The organism is Salinisphaera sp. PC39 (assembly GCF_040361335.1).
GTDB lineage: Bacteria > Pseudomonadota > Gammaproteobacteria > Nevskiales > Salinisphaeraceae > APNM01.
Map to the genome: position 1 here is coordinate 91232 of NZ_APNM01000005.1, position 18250 is coordinate 109481.

The following is an 18250-nucleotide window of genomic DNA, read 5'->3' on the forward strand; positions in this document are numbered from 1 at the left end:
GGCGCCCGTTTCAGGCGGCGGCGACGGCGAGATTATCGATCAGGCGGGCCCGGCCCAGACGGCCCGCCGCCAGCACCCGCCACTCCCCGGCCGCGGCGTCGGGACGACGCAGGTCGGGGCTCAACACGGTGAAATAGTCGGGCCGGAAGCCGGCCGCCGACAGGCGCGCCAGTCCGGCCGCCTCGATCGCCGCATAGTCGCGTTCGCCCGCGCGCAAGCGTTCCGCCGCCTCGCGCAGGGCGGCGTAGAGTTCGGGCGCGCTGGCACGCTCGGCGGCCGACAGGTACTGGTTGCGGGAGCTCATCGCCAGCCCGTCATCCTCGCGGACCGTGGGCGCGCCGGCGATCTCGGTCGGAAAATGCAGGTCGGCGGCCATGCGCCGGATCAGCACGAGCTGCTGGTAGTCCTTCTCGCCGAAGACCGCGACGTCCGGGCGCACCAGGTTGAGCAGCATCGCCACCACGGTGGTTACGCCCTCGAAGTGGCCGGGACGGAATTCGCCGCACAGGATCTCGGCGCCCTCGCCCACCGTGACGCGGGTGGCCGAGTCGCCATAGGGGTACATGCGCCGGCGGTCTGGCGCGAACACCAGGTCCACGCCCTCCTCGGCCAGTGCCGCCGCGTCGTCCTCAAGGGTGCGGGGGTAGTCGGCGTAGTCCTCGCCGGGCCCGAACTGGAGCGGGTTCACGAAAATGCTGACCGCCACCGAGTCGGCGCGCTCGCGGGCCGCGCGCACCAGGCTGAAATGGCCCGCGTGCAGGTTGCCCATGGTCGGCACCAGGGCCACGCGTCCGGGCAGGCGTGCCCGGGCCTCGCGCAATGCGGCGATGTCCGAAACGATGGGCATGGTCACGCTCGCCTCTCCCCCAGACGTCGTCCCCCGAGCGGGCGACGGCTACTTGAAGCCGTGCTCCGGGCCGGGATAGCTGCCGTCACGCACGGCCCGCACGAAGGCGCGCACGGCGCCCTCGACATCCTCGGCCTCGGCCATGAAGTCCTTGACGAACCGCGGCTTGCGGCCCGGCGAGATGTTCAGGATGTCGTAGACGACCAGGATCTGGCCGTCGACGTCGGGACCGGCGCCGATGCCGATGACCGGCACGTCGGCGTTGGCCGCGATCTCGGCACCGAGCGTCGAGGGCACGCACTCCAGCAACAGCATGTCGGCCCCGGCCTCCTCCAGGATGCGCGCATCCCGGATCATGGCCTCGGCGGCGGCCGATTCCCGACCCTGCACGCGGAAGGCGCCCATCTTGTGGATCAACTGGGGCTGCAGCCCGATATGCCCGCAGACCGGCACGCCGCGCGCGCTCAGGTGCTCGACCACCTCGGCCTGGATCTCGCCGCCCTCGAACTTGACCATCTGGGCGGCGCCCTCCTGCATCAGGCGCCGGGAGGTATCCAGGGCCTGGTGCTTGGTGGCGTAGGACAGGAACGGCAGGTCCGCGATCAGGAACGGCCGGTAGAGGCCGGCGGCCACCGCGCGGCTGTGGTAGACCATGGCGTCCACGCTCACGGGCACGGTCGTGTCCGCGCCCTGGATCACCATGCCCAGGGAGTCCCCCACCAGCACCACGTCCACGCCGGCGCGATCCTCCAACGCCGCGAAACTGGCGTCATAGGCCGTCAGGCAGGCGATCTTCTCGCCCTCGGCTTTCATCCGGGCGAGATCGCTCAGACTGACGGGCTTTTCCTGCCGATCCTGCAGGTGCGGGTAGGCGGTCCCCTTCATCGCGGCTTCCACGCTTGGGTACGGATGGAACGGGCCGGGACTATAGCACCTCGCCGGCCGTCCGTGTGCCGGCGCCCGCATCGGCGGGATCCCGTTACGACGCCGCGTCGAGTCTCGCCAGCAGGCGCCGGTAATCGTCGTCGTGGCCGACGAGGTCCTGCTCGGCCGCGTCCAGCGTGATCAGCGGCGCGGCGTCGAAATCGCGGAAGAACGCCTCGTAGGCCGCCGCGACACGGGCCAGGTAATCCGGGTCGATGGCTCGCTCGGCCGGACGCCCCCGCCGGCGGATCCGTTCCATGAGTACCTCCACCGGGGCGTGCAGGTAGATCACCCGGTCCGGCACCGGTGCCTGCCAGGCCAGTCGCCGGTAGATATCCCGATACAGGGCCAGCTCCGGCCCCGACAGGGTCAGGCGCGCGAACAGGGGGTCCTTGTCGAACATGAAATCGGCGACGCAGGTGCGCTCGAACAGGTCGCCCTGGCGCAACCCGTCGACCTGGCGGGCGCGCTGCAGCAGGAAGAACAGTTGCGCCGGCAGCGCGTGCGCGGCGGGATCGTCGTAGAAATCGCCCAGGAACGGGTTCTCGTCGGGCGATTCCAGCAGCACCTCGGCATCCAGGCTCCGGGACAGACGATGCGCCAGGGTGGTCTTGCCGACCCCGATGGGCCCCTCGATGGCGATGTAGCGGGCCCGCCTCATGCCGCCTCCCAGGGCTCGACGCCGTCGTCGCCGACCGCCGCGGCCAGGGCGGCGACCCGGCCCCGTCCCGGCACGTATGCGTCCGGGGCCAGCGCGGCCAGCGGCACCAGGACGAAGGCGCGTTCGTGGAGCCGCGGATGCGGCACGGTCAGGCGCGGTTCCGCGATCCGTCGCTCACCGTACAACAGGATATCCAGATCCAGGGTGCGCGGCCCCCAGCGGCGCGTCCGCACGCGGCCGGCCGCGGCCTCGATCGCCTGCAGGGCGTCCAGCAGGGCCGGCGGTTCGAGACCGGTGTCGATCGCGGTCACGGCGTTGCAGAAATCGGGCTGGTCGGCGGGCCCCAACGGCGCGGTGCGATAGAACGGCGAGGTCGCCACGCGGCGGGTCTCCGGCAGCCGGTCGATGGCGGCCAGCGCCGCCCGCAGGCGGGCGGGCGGGTCGTCCAGGTTACTGCCCAGGCCGATCCAGGCGCGCTCGGCCGGCATGGGCTCAACCGTCGTCGCGCTTCCGGCCGCGCCCTCCGCGGCGGCCGCGGCGGCGACGCCGGCGGCCGGAGGGTGCCGCGGGCGGCGGGGCCGGCGCACCCGGCTGTTCCTGGATATCGGTCCACCACTGCGCCAGCTCCGCCGGCTCCTCGCCGGCCTCGGCCCGCAGCAGCAGGAAGTCGTAGGCCGCGCGGAAGCGCGGGTGCGACATCAGCCGCGCCGGTTGCTTGCCGCGCCGCTTGTGGAAACGCGGCTGCAACTGCCAGATCTCGCGCATCGGCACTGAGAAGCGCTTGGGCAGCATCACCCGCTGGACCTGGGCCGCGATCACCTCCCGCTGGGCCGTGGCCAGCGCCGGGGCGGCCGGCATGCCTTCCGCCTCGCGCGCCTCGGCCGCGGCGCGCACCGCCGGCCACAGGAGAGCCGCGTACAGGAACGCCGGCGTCACCGGCCGCCCCTCGACAATGCGCTTGCCGGTATTGGCGATCGCGTTCTCGATGATTTGCAGGCCGGCCTCGCCGGCCGCGCCGGCCAGGGCCGCCTCGGTCTCCGGGAACAGCGGGCCGAACAGGCCGTAGTGCCGCAGCTTGCGGAATGCGGTGACGCCGTCCGGGGTCATCAGGACCTTCAGGACCTCGTCGAACAGCCGTGCCGGCGGCACGTCCGCGAGCAGTTCGCCGAGCTCGTACAACGGCGCCTCGGTGGCGGGCTCGATCTCCAGACCCAGCTTGACCGCGATGCGCACCGCCCGCAGCAGCCGCACGGGGTCCTCGCGGTAACGGGTCTCGGGATCGCCGATCAGACGGAGCTGGCGGGCATCGACGTCGGCCATGCCGTCCACGAAATCGTGGATCGAGAAATCCGCGATGTCGTAGTAGAGACCGTTGACCGTGAAGTCCCGCCGGCGCGCGTCCTCCTCGATGCTGCCGTAGACGTTGTCGCGCAGGATGCGGCCGCTGTCGTCGAGCAGGCGGGCGTCGTCGTCGGTCTCGTCGTCGTCCACGCCGGACAGGTCCGCGCGAAAGGTCGACACCTCGATGATGTCGCGCCCGAAGCGCACGTGCGCCAGCCGGAACCGCCGCCCGATCAGGCGCGCGTTGCGGAACAGCTCGTTCACCTCCTCCGGCGAGGCGTCGGTGGCGACGTCGAAATCCTTGGGCTCGACGCCCAACAACAGGTCGCGCACGCCGCCGCCCACCAGACAGGCCCGGTAGCCGGCGTCCTTCAGGCGGTAAAGGACCTTGAGCGCGTTTTCGGAAATGTCGCGGCGCGAGATCGGGTGCTCGGCGCGCGGGATGATGCGGGGCTGGGCGATGGCTCGGCCTCTTGCTTATCCGTCGATGAGTTCGGGTGAATTTCGCATGCCGCGCTTGAGCGCGGCGCCAAGCGCGTTATAATACATCGGACAGGCGGACCGGGACACGACGGTCCGTTTTTTAATGTCATAAGCTCCCTTCGTCTAGCGGTCCAGGACGCCGCCCTCTCAAGGCGGAAACGCGGGTTCGATTCCCGCAGGGAGCGCCATCCGCCCCGACGACGCCCGGCCATGCGCCGGGCGTCTTCGTTTCCGCCCCGGCACGGCTTGCGTATAGTCGTTGGCCGCAACGATACGGGGAGACGCGACGACCATGCGATTCGAGGAATACCGCGCGCGCGACGGTCTCGGCCTGGCGGCGCTGATCGCCGCCGGCGAGGTCACCGCGACCGAGGTGCTGGAGACCGCGGTGGCCCGCGCCGAGTCGGTCAATCCGACGCTCAACGCCATTATCCACCGATTGCATGACGAGGCCCGGGCGCGCGCGGCCGAGCCGCTGACCGGCCCGTTCGCGGGCGTCCCGTTCCTGGTCAAGGATCTGTTCCAGGACATCGCGGGCGCGCCCGCCCACTACGGCTGCCGGGGACTCAAGGAGGCCGGCTACCGCGCGGAGCGCACCTCGGAAATCGTGCGTCGGCATCTGGACGCCGGCACGCTGATCCTGGGCCGGACCAACACACCCGAGTTCGGCGCCAAGGGCATCACCGAGCCGGAGGCCTACGGCGCCGCGCGCAATCCCTGGGACACCGGGCGCACGCCGGGCGGCTCCAGCGGCGGCTCGGCGGCGGCCGTGGCCGCCGGCATCGTGCCGCTGGCCGGTGCCAACGACGGCGGCGGCTCGATCCGCATCCCCGCGGCCTGCTGCGGCCTGTTCGGCCTCAAGCCCGGCCGCGGGCGCACGCCCCTGGGTCCGGACATGGGCGAGATCATGCACGGCGCCGCGGTCAATCACGTGGTGTCGCGCTCGGTGCGCGACAGCGCGGCCATGCTGGACGCCACCCACGGTCCCGAACGCGGCGCGGGCTATCACCCGGCGCCGCCGGAGGAGAGCTATCTGTCGGCGGCGGGCCGCGACCCGCGCCCGCTGCGCATCGGCTTCACGACCCGCTCGCCGGTCGGCACCGAGGTCTCGCCCGAGGCCCGGGCCGCGGTCGAGGACGCCGCCCGACTGCTGGCAGACCTGGGCCATCACGTCGACGAGGCCGAGCCCGCCATCGACGGCCTGCAGCTCGCCAAGGACTGGATGCAGATGTGGTTCGCGCAGATGGCCGCCAGCGTCGACCGGGTCAAGTCGTTGACCGGCTGCGGCAACGACGGCTTCGAGCTGGACACGCGCGCCATGGCCGCCCTCGGCCGCGCGGCCCGGGCCGACGAATACGTCGCCGGCTACAACCGCTGGCACGAGTACAACATGGGCATGGCGGACTTCCACGATCGTCACGACCTGTTCCTGACCCCGACCCTGGCGCTGCCGCCGGCGCGGGTGGGCGAGATCGTCACCCCCGCCTGGCAGCGCGCGGCGCTGCGCGTGCTGCTGCCGCTGGGCCGCGGCGTCTCCAGGCTGCTGCTCAAGTCCGGCGTGGTGGACCAGATGGTGCACGAGAACCTGCGCTACGTGCCCTTCACCCAGCTCGCCAACCTGACCGGCGCCCCGGCGATGTCGGTGCCGCTGCACTGGACCGCGGACGACCTGCCGCTGGGCGTCCAGTTCGTGGCGCCGGTCGGCGGCGAGGAGCTGCTGTTCTCGCTCGCCGGCCAGCTCGAGCGCGCCCGCCCCTGGTTCGACCGCGTGCCCGCGGGCTGATATGGCGGCGTTCGCCTATCCCGCCCCGCTATGGCGCCGCCTGGCGGCGGCGGTCTACGACCTGTTCCTCCTGGTGGGAGTGTGGATCGTGGCGGTGCTCGCGCTACTGCCCTTCACCGGCGGCCAGGCCCCGGCGGGCGACAGTCTCTGGTTCCGGGCCTACCTGCTGTTCGTGCCGTATCTGTTCTTCGGTTGGTTCTGGACCCATGGCGGTCAGACCCTGGGCATGAAGGCCTGGCGCATGCGGGTGCGCGACGCGGGCGGCGGCGGCGCCGGCTGGGGCCAGGCCGCGATCCGCTACCTGGCGGCCTGGGTCTCCTGGTTGAGCGTGGCGGGCATGCTCTGGGCCCTGTTCGACCCGCAGCGGCGGACCTGGCACGACATCGCCAGCGGCACCGAAACCGTGGTCGATCCGTGATCCGCCGGGCTCAGTTCAGCCGCCTTAGCCAGTAGAGCGTCCCCGCCAGGAGCAGCGCCGTGGGCAGCGCGGCGGTCAGCCAGGGCGGCAACCCGGCCACCTGACCGCCGGCCACCCCGATCTCGTTGATCATGAAGAAGACCAGCCCGACGAGGCCGCCCAGGAACAGCCGCTGGCCGGCACCGGCGCCGCGCAGGGAGCCGAAGGCGAACGGCAGCGCGAACAGCGTGAGCACGATCACGGTCAGCGGGCTGACGATGTTGCGCCACATCGCCAGCCGGTACTCGCCGGCGGCGACACCGTTGCGCTCCAGATAGCGCACGTAACGGTAGAGACCCAGGGTGGCCAGCTCGTCCGGCTTGGTCACCGAGAATTGGAGCATCTCGGGCCGCAGCCCCAGGTCGACGTCGTGCCGCTCGACCCGTTCCACGGCCACCGCGGCGTCCCCGAACCGCGTGATCTGGGTCCCGAACAACCGCCAGCCGCCCGCGATGCGCTCGGCACGCTCGGCGCCGAGGATGCTCGTGAGCCGACCCGCCTCGTCGCGGCGATAGACCGTGATGTCGATCAGCCGGTCGGTGGCCAGCGCCCCGCCGATACGCACGTAATCACGGCCGTCGCGCAACCACAGCCCTTCGTCCACGCGGTACTTCTGATGACCGTGGCGGGCGATATCGCGCAGGCCGTCCGCGACCTCCACGCCGCGCGGCCCCAGGAACTCCCCGAGCAGCAACGAGACCGCCGCCAGGACCAGGCCGGCGCGCAGCACCGAGCCCGCCAGGCGCGCGATCGACACGCCGGCGGCGCGCATCACCACCAGTTCGCCGCCGGCGGCCAGTCCGCCCAGCGCGATCAGGGCGCCGAGCAGCGCGATCACGGGCAGCACCAGGTGCATATCCTCCGGCAGCCGCAGCAACAGGTACTGAACGAGCTGCCAGATGCCGTAATCGCCCTCGCCCAGGTTGTCGGCCTCGCCGATGAAGGCGACGACGATCGACAGGGCCGCCACCGCCAGCGCGACCACCGCCGCGGCCTGGACCACGTTGCGGGCGATATAGCGGTCGAGCAGCTTCATGGCGACGTCGCCCGAAGCCGGAGATGGCCCGAGCGGTACGCGAGCAAGGCCAGCACGACCGCCAGCACCAGCCCGTGTACCCACCAGAGGCCGAGCGCCGCCGGCGTGACGCCGCGGGCCAGCCAGACCTCCGCCAACCGCAGCAGGTTGGCGTAGCCGACATAGAGCAGGATGCCGATCACCAGCCGGCCGTACCGGCCCGAGCGCGGCGGCACCTGCCCGAGCGGCACCGCCACCAGCGCCAGCACCAGGACCGAGATCGGCACCGCCAGCCGGCGCTGCAACTCGGCCCGCGCCTCGGGCTCGGCGTGACCGACAAGCTCCAGGGTGTCGCGCTCGCCCGGGTCCAGATCCAGCTCCGGCTTCGGCGGCGCGATGCGGACGCCGTGTTCCGCGAAACGGATCACCCGGTAGTCGGCCCGGCCCGGCACGCCCTCGTAACGGCGGCCGTCACGCAGGACCAGGGTCCGTCCCCCGTCGTTCTCGGATTCCCGCTGCCAGGCACGGTCGGCCACCACCACGGTTTCCGGGGTCGGCCGGCCGGCGGCATCGGAGGAACCCCGCACGCGGATGAACACATCGCGCATGCGACGGCCGCCATCCGCCACCGCCTCGGCATAGAATACCGCCCGGCCGTCGAGCAGGGTATGGAAACGCCCCGGCTCCAGGGTCCCCAGGGCCATCGCGCCGGCCGTCCCTTCCAGGCGTTGCATCGCGCGGCCCGCCTCCGGACCCAGGCTCAGGCTCAGCCACGCGGCCGCGGCGGTCAGCAGCAGCGCGAAGGTCAGAAACGGCCGGTAGAGCTGGGCCAGCCCGACACCGCCGGCCGCCATCGCGGCCATCTCGTTGTCGCGGCACAGCCGCCCGACCGTGAGCAGGATCGCCAGCAACAGCGAGACCGGCAACACGATTTCGAGATTTTCCAAAGCGCTGTAGCCGGCGACCGTGAGGACGATGTCGGCGGGTATCTCACCGGCCGCGGCGCGGGCGATGAAGCGCGCGAATCCCACACCGAGGGTCAATACCAGGAGCACCGCCGCGACCGCCGACCAGGTACGGACACACTCCCGGAGGATGTGGCGATAGAGGATGGCGGAAGTCACGTTCCGGAGGCGGCGGACGGCGGGGTTTGTTTGATAATTTCCGCGCTAGCGACGGGATAGGTGATTTTTTCTAGCATTTCCGTAGAATACGCCGTCTGATCTCGTTCGGTCGGCCATCCGGACGGCAATCGCGCCGGATGCCGAGACCGGGTCATCATGCCAGAAAAACAGGAGAGAGAGAGTGTCCATCGAGTTCCTCGTCAAGAGCGGAAGTCCGGAGAAACAGCGCGTCGGCTGCGTCGTGGTCGGCATCTTCGAACGCCGCAAGCCTTCCCCGCAGGCCCAGGCACTGGATGCCGCGAGCGGCGGACTGATCGGCAGCGTCATGCGCCGGGGCGACATGGACGGCAAGCTCGGCCAAACCACCTTCCTCCACGGTCTGGACGATCTGTTCTGTGACCGGATCCTGCTCGTGGGCTGCGGCCGCGAGCGCGATTTCGACGAACGCGCCTATCGCAAGGCGTGCGTCGCCGCCGCCAGGGAACTGGACAAGGTCGGCGGCGTCGACGCGGCGCACTACCTCACCGAACTCAACGTCAAGGGTCGTGACGATGTCCGCTGGCAGGTCAAGCAGGCGGCGTTGGCGACACGGGAGGTCTTCTACCGGTTCGAGGCCTGCAAGGGCCAGGATTACAAGAAATACACCCGCAAGCTCTCGCGCCTGGTGTTCCAGGTGCCGCGGCGTTCCGACCTGCCGCCCGGCGAGACCGGCATCCGCGAGGCGGACGCCATCGGCCACGGTGTCGACTTCGCCAAGGAACTGGGCAACCTGCCCGGCAATATCTGCACGCCGTCCTATCTGGCCGACCAGGCCGCGGAACTGTCCAAGCGCCTGCCCGCGGTCAAGACCAAGGTCCTGGAGGAGGACGAGATGCGCAAGCTGGGCATGAACGCCCTGCTGGCGGTCTCCGCGGGCAGCGAGCAGCCCGCCAAGCTGATCGTGATGGAGTACAACAACGCCCCCGCCAACACCAAGCCGACCGTGCTGGTGGGCAAGGGCATCACCTTCGACAGCGGCGGCATCAGCATCAAGCCCGCCGCCACCATGGACGAGATGAAGTTCGACATGTGCGGGGCGGCCAGCGTCTTCGGCACCCTGCAGGCGGCCGCGGAGCTGGAGCTGCCGATCAACCTGGTCGGGATCGTCGCCTCCTCCGAGAACCTGCCGGACGGCAAGGCGATCAAGCCGGGCGACATCGTCACCACGATGTCCGGCCAGACGGTGGAGATCCTCAACACCGACGCCGAGGGCCGGCTGGTGCTGTGCGACACGCTGACCTACGTCGAGCGCACCTACAAGCCGGAGTACGTGGTCGACATCGCCACCCTCACCGGGGCCTGCGTGATCGCGCTCGGCTCGCACGCGGCGGCGCTGTACAGCAACAACAACCGCCTGCGGCGGAGCCTGCGCGACGCCGGCAACGCCATCGGCGACCGCGCCTGGCCGATGCCGCTGTGGGAGGACTACCAGTCCCAGCTCGACAGCAATTTCGCGGACTTCGCCAATGTCGGCGGCCGCGAGGCCGGCTCGGTCACGGCGGCCTGCTTCCTGCACCGCTTCGCACGCGACCTGCGCTGGGCCCACCTGGACATCGCCGGCGTGGCCTGGAACTCAGGCAAACAGAAGGGCGCGACCGGCCGGCCGGTGGGCCTGCTGACGCAGTTCCTGATCGACAGCGTCGCGGGCTGAGGCCGGCGGGCATGACCCGCGTCGGCTTCTACGTTCTGGCGGACGCGGCGCCGGACGCGGCGCTGCGTTTCGCCTGCCGGCTGATCGAGAAGGCCCACGCCGAGGGCCACCGGGTATACTGGCGCCTCCCCGACGAGGCGGCGTGCCGCGCCGCGGACGAGCTTCTCTGGACCTTCCGCCAGGGCAGCTTCGTGCCGCACGCGCCCGCGCCGGCCCTGGCGGGCGATGACGACCCGACGCCGGTGGTCCTGGGCACGGGCGATCCGCCGCCGGGCCTCGACGACGTGCTGGTGAACCTGCACCCGGAGGTGCCGGACTTCTTCAGCCGTTTCGAGCGCGCCGCCGAGATCGTGACCCCGGACACCCGCGACGCCGGCCGGCGGCGGTACCGCTTCTATCAGGAGCGGGGCTATCCGCTGGAGACCCACAAGATCACGTGATCGCTGTTGCGCGACCGCCGGTCGCGAACCGCCAATCACGAATCACCAATCACCAGTCACGTTTCACCAGTCACGTTCATGGAAAAACAATTCGACCCCAAGGCGATCGAATCCAAGTGGTACGAGCGCTGGGAGGCGCGCGGCGACTTCGCGCCCGCGGGCGACGGCGAGCCGTACTGCATCATGCTGCCGCCACCCAACGTCACCGGCAGCCTGCACATGGGCCATGCGTTCCAGCACACGCTGATGGACGCCCTGACCCGCTACCACCGCATGCGCGGCCATCGCACCCTGTGGCAGCCGGGCACCGATCATGCCGGCATCGCCACGCAGATGGTGGTGGAGCGCCAGCTCGCCGGCGAGGGCAGCGACCGCCACGCGCTCGGCCGCGAGTCGTTCGTCGAGCGCATCTGGCAGTGGAAGGCCGAGTCCGGCGGCACCATCACCCGCCAGATGCGGCGCCTGGGCGCCTCCGTGGACTGGTCCCGCGAACGCTTCACCATGGACGAGGGACTGTCCGCGGCGGTCAACGAGGTCTTCGTGCGCCTGTTCGAGGAGGACCTGATCTACCGCGGCCAGCGGCTGGTGAACTGGGATCCGGTCCTGCGCACGGCGATCTCCGACCTGGAGGTGGAGAGCCAGGAGGAGGACGGCCATCTCTGGCACTTCCGCTATCCCCTGACGGACGGTTCCGGCCATCTGGTGGTCGCCACCACCCGGCCCGAGACCATGCTCGGCGACACCGCGGTGGCGGTGCACCCGGAGGATGACCGCTACCGGCACCTGATCGGGCAGACCGTGCGACTGCCCCTGGCCGAACGCGATATCCCGATCGTGGCCGACGACTACGTCGACCCCGAGTTCGGTTCCGGCTGCGTCAAGATCACGCCCGCGCACGATTTCAACGACTACGCCCTGGGCGAACGCCACGACCTGCCCCGGATCAACATCCTCAACGAGGACGCCACCGTCGCCGACACCGCGCCCGAGGCCTATCGCGGTCTCGACCGCTACGCGGCGCGCGAGCGCGTGGTCGCCGACATGGAGGCCGCCGGCCTGCTCGCCGAGACCGAGAAGCACCGCCTGATGGTGCCGCGCGGCGACCGTTCCGGCGCCGTGATCGAGCCCTATCTCACGGACCAGTGGTTCGTGCGCGCCAAGCCCCTGGCCGAGCCCGCCATCCGCGCGGTCGAGGACGGCCGTATCCGCTTCGTCCCCGGCAACTGGGACAAGACCTATTACGAGTGGATGCGCAACATCGAGGACTGGTGCATCTCCCGCCAGCTCTGGTGGGGCCACCGCATCCCGGCCTGGTACGACGCCGACGGCAACGTCTACGTCGGCCGCAACGAGACCGAGGTGCGCGAGCGCCACGGCCTCGGCGACGCCGCACTGACCCGCGACGAGGACGTGCTCGACACCTGGTTCTCCTCGGCCCTGTGGCCCTTCTCCACGCTGGGGTGGCCCGACGACACCGAGGCACTGCGCACCTTCTATCCCACCAGCGTGCTGGTCACCGGCTTCGACATCATCTTCTTCTGGGTCGCCCGGATGATCATGATGGGGCTCAAGTTCATGGACGACGTGCCCTTCCGCGAGGTCTACATCACCGGCCTGATCCGGGATTCGGAAGGCCAGAAGATGTCCAAGTCCAAGGGCAACGTGCTCGACCCCATCGACCTGATCGACGGCATCGACGCCGAATCGCTGGTGGCCAAGCGCACCGCCGGCCTGATGCAGCCGCAGAAGGCCAAGGCGATCGAGAAGATGACCCGCAAGGAGTACCCCGACGGCATCCCCGCCTACGGCACCGACGCCCTGCGCTTCACCTTCGCCGCCCTGGCCTCGCAGGGCCGCGACCTGCGCTTCGACCTGGAACGGGTCGCCGGCTACCGCAACTTCTGCAACAAGCTCTGGAACGCCGCCCGCTTCGTGCTGATGAACACGGAAGGCGAGGACTGCGGCGCCGCCGCGGACGCCGAGGTCGAGCTGTCCTGGGCCGACCGCTGGATCGTCTCGCAGCTCCAGCGCACCGAGGCCGAGGTCGACCGGCAGATCCGCGCCTACCGCTTCGATCTCGCCGCCAAGGCGGTCTACGACTTCGTCTGGCACCACTACTGCGACTGGTACCTGGAGCTGTGCAAGCCGGTGCTGAACGCGGACGGCACCGGCGAAGCCGCCCGGCGCGGCACCCGCCGCACCCTGGTCCGGGTGCTGGAAGCCACGCTGCGGCTGATGCATCCGTTCACGCCCTTCATCACCGAGGAGATCTGGCAGCGGGTCGCGTCCCCGGCCGGGCGCGAGGGCGACTCCATCCAGCACCAGCCCTATCCGCGGGCCGACGAGGATCGGATCGACCCCGAGGCCGAGGCCGAGATCGCCTGGTTGCAGGAGGTCATCCTGGGCCTGCGCCAGATCCGGGGCGAGATGGACATCGCGCCGCGCAAGGCCCTGCCGGTGCTGGCGCAGAACGCGGATGCCGACGACCGCGCCCGCCTGGAACGTCACCGCGACGCGTTGGCGTTCCTGGCCGCGGTCGAGTCGGTCCGGGTACTGGAAACCGACGAGGAACCGCCCGAATCCGCCACCGCGCTGGCCGGCCGCATGAAACTCCTGGTGCCCATGGCCGGTCTGATCGACAAGGAGGCCGAGCTGAACCGGCTGGACAAGCGCCTGGCCCAGATCGACAAGGAGCGCAGCGCCGTATGCGGCAAGCTCGACAACGAGAACTTCGTGAACAAGGCGCCGGCGGAGGTCGTCCAGAAGCAGCGCGACCGGCTCGCGGAGCTGGACGCCGCGCTGGCGGAACTGCGCGGCCAGCGCGAGCGCATCGCGGCGATGTGAGTTCTCGGGAGACGGGAAACGGGAGACGGAAGACGGAAGACGGAAGACGGAAGACGTGAGAGGATAATCATGGCGATGGCGTGGCCGACCGGCGTTTTCCGTTTCCCGTCTTACGTTTCCCGGCACGCCGCCACTCGACCCAGCGATCGTGGATTCATCTGATGGCCGGCCGACTTCTCCTCCTGTTCATCGTCCTGCCCCTGATCGAGACCTGGCTGCTGATCGAGGTCGGCCAGGAGATCGGGGCCCTGGCGACGATCGCCGCGGTGATCGCGACGGCGGTGGTCGGCAGCCAGCTCGTGCGCTACCAGGGCATGCAGGCGATCAACGACATCCGCGCCTGCCAGGCGCGGGGCGAGCCGCCCGCGGTGCCGCTGCTGGAGGGGGCCGCCCTGCTCGTGGCCGGCGCCTTCCTGGTCACGCCCGGCTTCATCACCGACACCCTGGGGTTCCTGATGCTGGTGCCGCCCCTGCGGCGCCAGGTCGCGCGCCGGCTGCTGTCGCGCATGGTCGTGATCACGCCCGCCGGCGGCCCCTACGGCGGCGATCCCCGTCGCGGCCCTGACGTGATCGAGGGCGATTTCCGTCGCGAGGACCGCGATCGCACTCCCCGGAACCGGCCGCGTTGACGCCTGACGGCGCGGCGGCGACGATGCCAATCGCCCGCCGCTCCGGTACCCTTGGACCGAATCCGCTGTAAACGAGGCAGTCCGGGCCGCCATCGGCGCCGCCCGGGCACGGGAGATACGGGAGTCGCCATGAACCGACCGATGTCGCAGGACATGCGGGCCGCCACGCCGCTGCAGGACGCGCTCGCGACCGTGGGCGCCCTGATCCTGGGCAAGGAATCGCGGATCAAGCTGGCGTTCGCCTGCCTGCTCGCGCGCGGCCACCTGCTGATCGAGGACCTGCCCGGGGTGGGCAAGACCACGCTCGCGCAGGCGCTGGCCCGTACCCTGGGGCTGGACTACTCGCGCGTGCAGTTCACTTCCGACCTGCTGCCCACCGATATCCTGGGCGTGTCGCTGTACGACGCGGCGAACGCCGAGTTCGAGTTCCATCCGGGACCGGTCTTCGCCCAGCTCGTGCTCGCCGACGAGGTCAATCGCGCCAGCCCCAAGACCCAGAGCGCCCTGCTGGAGGCCATGGAGGAACGCCAGGTGACCATCGACGGGGCCACCCGGACGCTCCCGGAGCCGTTCTTCGTGATCGCGACCCAGAACCCCGCGGATCACGCCGGCACCTTTCCCCTGCCCGAGTCGCAGCTCGACCGTTTCCTGATGCGTATCGACCTCGGCTATCCGCCCGCCGACGCCGAACGCGCCCTGCTCAGCGAGCGCAGCCGGCGCGAGCTGCTCGCCGAGCAGCGCCCGGTGATGACGGCGGAGGATGTCATCGAGTTACAGGCGGCCGTGGACCGTATCCGGGTGAGCGACGCCCTGCTCGACTATCTTCTCGACCTGATCCGGCAGAGTCGCGAGAGCGGCGCCTTCCTGCAGGGCCTGTCGCCGCGCGCGGGACTCGCCCTGCGGCGGGCCGCCCAGGCCTGGGCGATGCTGGAAGACCGCGACTACGTACTGCCCGAGGACGTGCAGGCCGTGCTCCCGGCGGTGGTCGACCACCGTCTGCAACCCGCCGACGGCGAACCCGCCGCGACGCCGCCCTCGACCCGGCTGCGCGAGGCGGTCGCGATCCCCTGATCCGGCCGCCGGTCTTGCCCCTGCGTCCCGGACAACGCCTGCGCGAACGCTTTCAGGACTGGCTGGCGCGCCGCGCGCCGCGCCAGCGCGGCGTCATCGAGCTGCACCGCCGGCGCGTGTACATCCTGCCGACCCGTGGCGGCGGCTATTTCGGCCTGATGGTGTTCACGATGCTGCTGGGCTCGATGAACTACAGCAACAGCCTGGGCTTCGCCCTGACCTTCCTGCTCGCGGGCCTGGGCTTCGTGAGCATGCACCACAGTCACCGCAACCTGGTGAACCTGCGCCTGCGGCCGGCCCGGCCGGCGCCGGTCTTCGCCGGCGACGACGCCGTGTTCCCGGTGATCCTGTCCAATCCCAGCGCCACCGCCCGCTACACCATCTACCTGGACACCGGCGAGGGCGGCGGGCCGGTCACCGACGTGCCGCCCGGCGGCGAGACCACCGTCCGTCTGCCGGTGCCCGCGCCCCGGCGCGGACGCCTGACCTGTCCCCGGCTGCGGATCTACACGGAATACCCGATGGGCCTGTTCCGGGCCTGGTCCTGGGCGGCGCCGGACCGGCACTGCCTGGTCTACCCGCGGCCGGCCGGCGACCTGCCGGTGCCCGCGCCCCGGGCGGGCGCCGCCGCCGGCCGCGCGGCCCTGCAAGCGGGCCGCGAGGACTTCGTCGGCCTGCGCCGCTACGCCCGCGGCGACCCGCCGCGGCAAATCCACTGGAAGGCCTATCCCCGCAGCGGCGAACTGATGACCAAGGTATTCGCCGACCCGCGCGAGCACACCCTGTGGCTGGACGCCGCGGACCTGACGCACCTGCCGGTGGAGACCCGCCTGTCGCAGCTCGCGCGCTGGGTGCTCGTCGCCGAGCGCCGCGGTCTCGCCTACGGCCTGCGCCTGCCGGGCGTGGAGATTCCTCCGGACACCGCCGGCGGACAGCGCGAACGCTGCCTGCGGGCCCTGGCCCTGTATGACCATGCGGGCTGACCTGCAACGGCTGCGGCTGGTGGCGGTGATGGCCGTCGTCTGCGCGCCCCACTTCGCGCGCGTGCCCGCCTGGATCGGCACCTTCGCGAGCGCGGTGCTGCTGTGGCAGGCCCTGGCCGCGTGGCGTGGCTGGCGCGCTCCGGGACGCTATCTACGGCTGGGACTGGCCCTGCTCGCCTTCGCCGGCGTCTACGCCAGCTTCGGCCGGGTCAACGGGCTGGAGGCGGGCGTGGCGCTGCTGGTGGCAATGCTCACACTCAAGCTCACCGAGACGCGCAGTCACCGCGATGTCATGGTCCTGCTGGGGTTGTGCTACTTCCTGCTGGTCACCCATTTCCTGTTCTCGCAGGCCATCTTCATGGCCCTGTACCTGGCCCTGGCCGCCTGGCTGATCACCGCCTGCTTCCTGGACGCCAACCATCCCCAGGGACCGCTGGCGACCCGCGCGGCCCTGCGCAACGGCGCCGCCCTGCTGGCCCAGGCCCTGCCGGTGGCGGCGCTGCTGTTCGTGCTGTTCCCGCGCATCCCCGGCCCGCTCTGGGGCCTGCCCGACGACGCCGGCGTCTCCGGCAGCTCGGGCCTGTCGGAAAGCATGTCGCCCGGCAGCATCAGTCGTCTCGCCCTGTCCGACGAGGTCGCCTTCCGGGTGCGCTTCGACGGCGACGCGCCGCCGCCGTCGCAGCGTTACTGGCGCGGCCCGGTGTTTTGGTATTTCAACGGCGGCGAGTGGCGCACCGGGCGCGCCGCGGAGGCCCTCGCCGCGCCCGGGGAAATCGACTGGCGGGGCGAACCGAAGCAATACGAACTCACCCTGGAGCCGCACGGCGGCCATTGGCTGCCGGCGCTGGACCTGCCGCGGCGCGGACCCGGCCGGCCGGACGCCGGCGGCGCCCTGCGCGCCCCGGACGAGGTCCGCCACCGGCGCCTCTACCGGGCCGTGTCGCATACCGACTACCGTCTGCAGCCGGACGCGCCGGTCGCCTACCGGGAGGCCGCCCTGCAACTGCCGGCGCGCGGCAATCCCCGCGCCCGGGAGCTGGCCGAGCGCTGGCGCGCCCAAGTGCCGGACCCCGCGGCGATCGTCGACACCGCCCTGCGCCGGTTCCGCGACGAGCCCTACCGCTATACCCTGCAGCCGCCGCCGCTGCGCGGCGGCGACCGCATCGACGACTTCCTGTTCGAGAGCCGGGCCGGCTTCTGCGAGCACTACGCCGGCGCGTTCACCTTCCTGATGCGTGCCGCCGGCATCCCGGCACGCGTGGTCACGGGCTACCTCGGCGGCGAGCGCAACGACTTCGGCGATTACCTGATCGTGCGCGCCTCCGACGCCCATGCCTGGACCGAGGTCTGGCTCGCGGGCCGCGGCTGGGTCCGGGTCGATCCCACCGGCGCGGTCTCCCCCGCCCGGGTGGAACGCGGCCTGGGCGCGGCCCTCGGGCCGGACGAGCGCCCGGCGCACCTGATGCGTGGCGGCATGGTGCTGCGCTATCGGCTGGAGGCCGCATGGGACATGGCCAACGCCTACTGGGACCGGTGGTTCCTGGCCTACGGTCCGGAACTGCAGCAATCCGTGCTCTCGCGGATCGGTCTGCCCGACCTGCGCGCCATGATCCTCGCGCTCACCGGCAGTCTCACCGCCCTGCTGGCGCTGATCGGCGCGATCCTGCTGTGGCGCGCCCGCCCGCGGGCACCCGCCGACCCGGCGGTCGCCGCCTGGCGCGGCTTCTGCCGGCGGCTGGCCCGTGCCGGCATCGAACGCCGGCCCGACGAGGGGCCGGCGGCCTTCGCCCGGCGTGCCGCCGCGGCACAACCGGAGCGGGCCGCGGAAATCCGGCGGATCGCCGCGCTCTACATCGAGTTGCGTTATCGCGATGCCGGCGCCCCCGGCACCCGACGGCGCCTGCTCCGCGCGGTGCGGGAATTCCGGCCGCGATCGGCCTGACCGCCCCGCGCCGCCG

The 18250-nt window shown here is 71.2% G+C and carries 16 protein-coding genes and 1 tRNA gene; 10 read left to right on the forward strand and 7 right to left on the reverse strand.

All coding sequences use genetic code 11. The features are described 5' to 3' along the window. Positions 1-10: 10 nt before the first annotated feature. From panC to pcnB, 5 genes are all read right to left on the reverse strand, one after another. Positions 11-847: a pantoate--beta-alanine ligase gene (gene panC, locus PC39_RS06520; RefSeq protein ID WP_353252691.1), complete on the reverse strand. Its 837-nt coding sequence runs from the start codon at positions 845-847 to the stop codon at positions 11-13. A 48-nt stretch (positions 848-895) separates the two neighbouring features. Then, entirely contained in the window at positions 896-1732 is an 837-nt protein-coding gene (panB, locus tag PC39_RS06525) for a 3-methyl-2-oxobutanoate hydroxymethyltransferase (RefSeq protein WP_353252566.1), read from the reverse strand. 94 nt (positions 1733-1826) lie between these two features. Beyond that, complete coding sequence (locus PC39_RS06530) at positions 1827-2432, reverse strand: deoxynucleoside kinase (protein WP_353252567.1); 606 nt, start codon at positions 2430-2432, stop codon at positions 1827-1829. Continuing rightward, positions 2429-2920: a 2-amino-4-hydroxy-6-hydroxymethyldihydropteridine diphosphokinase gene (gene folK / locus PC39_RS06535; RefSeq protein ID WP_353252568.1), complete on the reverse strand. Its 492-nt coding sequence runs from the start codon at positions 2918-2920 to the stop codon at positions 2429-2431. The genes PC39_RS06530 and folK overlap by 4 nt, the downstream gene beginning before the upstream one ends. Positions 2921-2924: 4 nt before the next feature. After that, on the reverse strand, positions 2925-4235 hold the full coding sequence (pcnB, locus tag PC39_RS06540; RefSeq protein WP_353252692.1) for a polynucleotide adenylyltransferase PcnB: 1311 nt from the start codon (positions 4233-4235) through the stop codon (positions 2925-2927). 133 nt (positions 4236-4368) lie between these two features. Between pcnB and PC39_RS06545 the strand changes: the two genes are divergently transcribed. The 3 genes from PC39_RS06545 (at position 4369) to PC39_RS06555 (ending at position 6457) form a co-directional block, all read left to right on the forward strand. Beyond that, positions 4369-4444, forward strand: a tRNA-Glu gene (locus tag PC39_RS06545). Between the two features lie 104 nt (positions 4445-4548). Beyond that, positions 4549-6039 carry an amidase gene (locus PC39_RS06550; RefSeq protein WP_353252569.1) on the forward strand — a complete coding sequence of 497 codons (1491 nt, stop codon included), beginning with the start codon at positions 4549-4551 and terminating at the stop codon, positions 6037-6039. A 1-nt stretch (position 6040) separates the two neighbouring features. Beyond that, complete coding sequence (locus PC39_RS06555; protein WP_353252570.1) at positions 6041-6457, forward strand: RDD family protein; 417 nt, start codon at positions 6041-6043, stop codon at positions 6455-6457. Between the two features lie 10 nt (positions 6458-6467). On the opposite strand, the gene lptG is transcribed toward PC39_RS06555, so the two are convergent. Then, a complete protein-coding gene (gene lptG / locus PC39_RS06560; protein WP_353252571.1) occupies positions 6468-7532 on the reverse strand; it encodes an LPS export ABC transporter permease LptG in 1065 nt (354 codons plus the stop codon). Further along, positions 7529-8635, reverse strand: a complete 1107-nt coding sequence (gene lptF, locus PC39_RS06565) for an LPS export ABC transporter permease LptF (RefSeq protein WP_353252572.1) — start codon at positions 8633-8635, stop codon at positions 7529-7531. The genes lptG and lptF overlap by 4 nt, the downstream gene beginning before the upstream one ends. Positions 8636-8822: 187 nt before the next feature. On the opposite strand from lptF, the gene PC39_RS06570 reads away from it, so the two are divergent. The 7 genes from PC39_RS06570 (at position 8823) to PC39_RS06600 (ending at position 18234) form a co-directional block, all read left to right on the forward strand. Further along, positions 8823-10325: a leucyl aminopeptidase gene (locus tag PC39_RS06570; RefSeq protein ID WP_353252693.1), complete on the forward strand. Its 1503-nt coding sequence runs from the start codon at positions 8823-8825 to the stop codon at positions 10323-10325. Positions 10326-10336: 11 nt separating this feature from the next. Then, entirely contained in the window at positions 10337-10765 is a 429-nt protein-coding gene (locus PC39_RS06575) for a DNA polymerase III subunit chi (protein ID WP_353252573.1), read from the forward strand. A 78-nt stretch (positions 10766-10843) separates the two neighbouring features. Beyond that, a complete protein-coding gene (locus tag PC39_RS06580) occupies positions 10844-13609 on the forward strand; it encodes a valine--tRNA ligase (RefSeq protein WP_353252574.1) in 2766 nt (921 codons plus the stop codon). A gap of 161 nt (positions 13610-13770) precedes the next feature. Continuing rightward, positions 13771-14238: an FxsA family protein gene (locus PC39_RS06585; RefSeq protein WP_353252575.1), complete on the forward strand. Its 468-nt coding sequence runs from the start codon at positions 13771-13773 to the stop codon at positions 14236-14238. A 129-nt stretch (positions 14239-14367) separates the two neighbouring features. Then, entirely contained in the window at positions 14368-15309 is a 942-nt protein-coding gene (locus PC39_RS06590; RefSeq protein WP_353252576.1) for an AAA family ATPase, read from the forward strand. Positions 15310-15323: 14 nt separating this feature from the next. Continuing rightward, on the forward strand, positions 15324-16292 hold the full coding sequence (locus tag PC39_RS06595) for a DUF58 domain-containing protein (protein ID WP_353252577.1): 969 nt from the start codon (positions 15324-15326) through the stop codon (positions 16290-16292). Next, positions 16282-18234, forward strand: coding sequence for a transglutaminase TgpA family protein (locus tag PC39_RS06600; protein WP_353252578.1), 1953 nt, complete (start codon positions 16282-16284; stop codon positions 18232-18234). Before PC39_RS06595 ends, PC39_RS06600 begins: the two co-directional genes overlap by 11 nt. Positions 18235-18250: the final 16 nt, after the last annotated feature.

What these genes read in the sequence shown, in the direction of transcription:
- panC (WP_353252691.1), bottom strand. Translation starts at nt 847, where the DNA reads ATGCCCATCGTTTCGGACATCGCCGCATTGCGCGAGGCCCGGGCACGC.
- panB (WP_353252566.1), bottom strand. Translation starts at nt 1,732, where the DNA reads ATGAAGGGGACCGCCTACCCGCACCTGCAGGATCGGCAGGAAAAGCCC.
- PC39_RS06530 (WP_353252567.1), bottom strand. Translation starts at nt 2,432, where the DNA reads ATGAGGCGGGCCCGCTACATCGCCATCGAGGGGCCCATCGGGGTCGGC.
- folK (WP_353252568.1), bottom strand. Translation starts at nt 2,920, where the DNA reads ATGCCGGCCGAGCGCGCCTGGATCGGCCTGGGCAGTAACCTGGACGAC.
- PC39_RS06550 (WP_353252569.1), top strand. Translation starts at nt 4,549, where the DNA reads ATGCGATTCGAGGAATACCGCGCGCGCGACGGTCTCGGCCTGGCGGCG.
- PC39_RS06555 (WP_353252570.1), top strand. Translation starts at nt 6,041, where the DNA reads ATGGCGGCGTTCGCCTATCCCGCCCCGCTATGGCGCCGCCTGGCGGCG.
- lptG (WP_353252571.1), bottom strand. Translation starts at nt 7,532, where the DNA reads ATGAAGCTGCTCGACCGCTATATCGCCCGCAACGTGGTCCAGGCCGCG.
- PC39_RS06575 (WP_353252573.1), top strand. Translation starts at nt 10,337, where the DNA reads ATGACCCGCGTCGGCTTCTACGTTCTGGCGGACGCGGCGCCGGACGCG.
- PC39_RS06580 (WP_353252574.1), top strand. Translation starts at nt 10,844, where the DNA reads ATGGAAAAACAATTCGACCCCAAGGCGATCGAATCCAAGTGGTACGAG.
- PC39_RS06585 (WP_353252575.1), top strand. Translation starts at nt 13,771, where the DNA reads ATGGCCGGCCGACTTCTCCTCCTGTTCATCGTCCTGCCCCTGATCGAG.
- PC39_RS06590 (WP_353252576.1), top strand. Translation starts at nt 14,368, where the DNA reads ATGAACCGACCGATGTCGCAGGACATGCGGGCCGCCACGCCGCTGCAG.
- PC39_RS06600 (WP_353252578.1), top strand. Translation starts at nt 16,282, where the DNA reads ATGCGGGCTGACCTGCAACGGCTGCGGCTGGTGGCGGTGATGGCCGTC.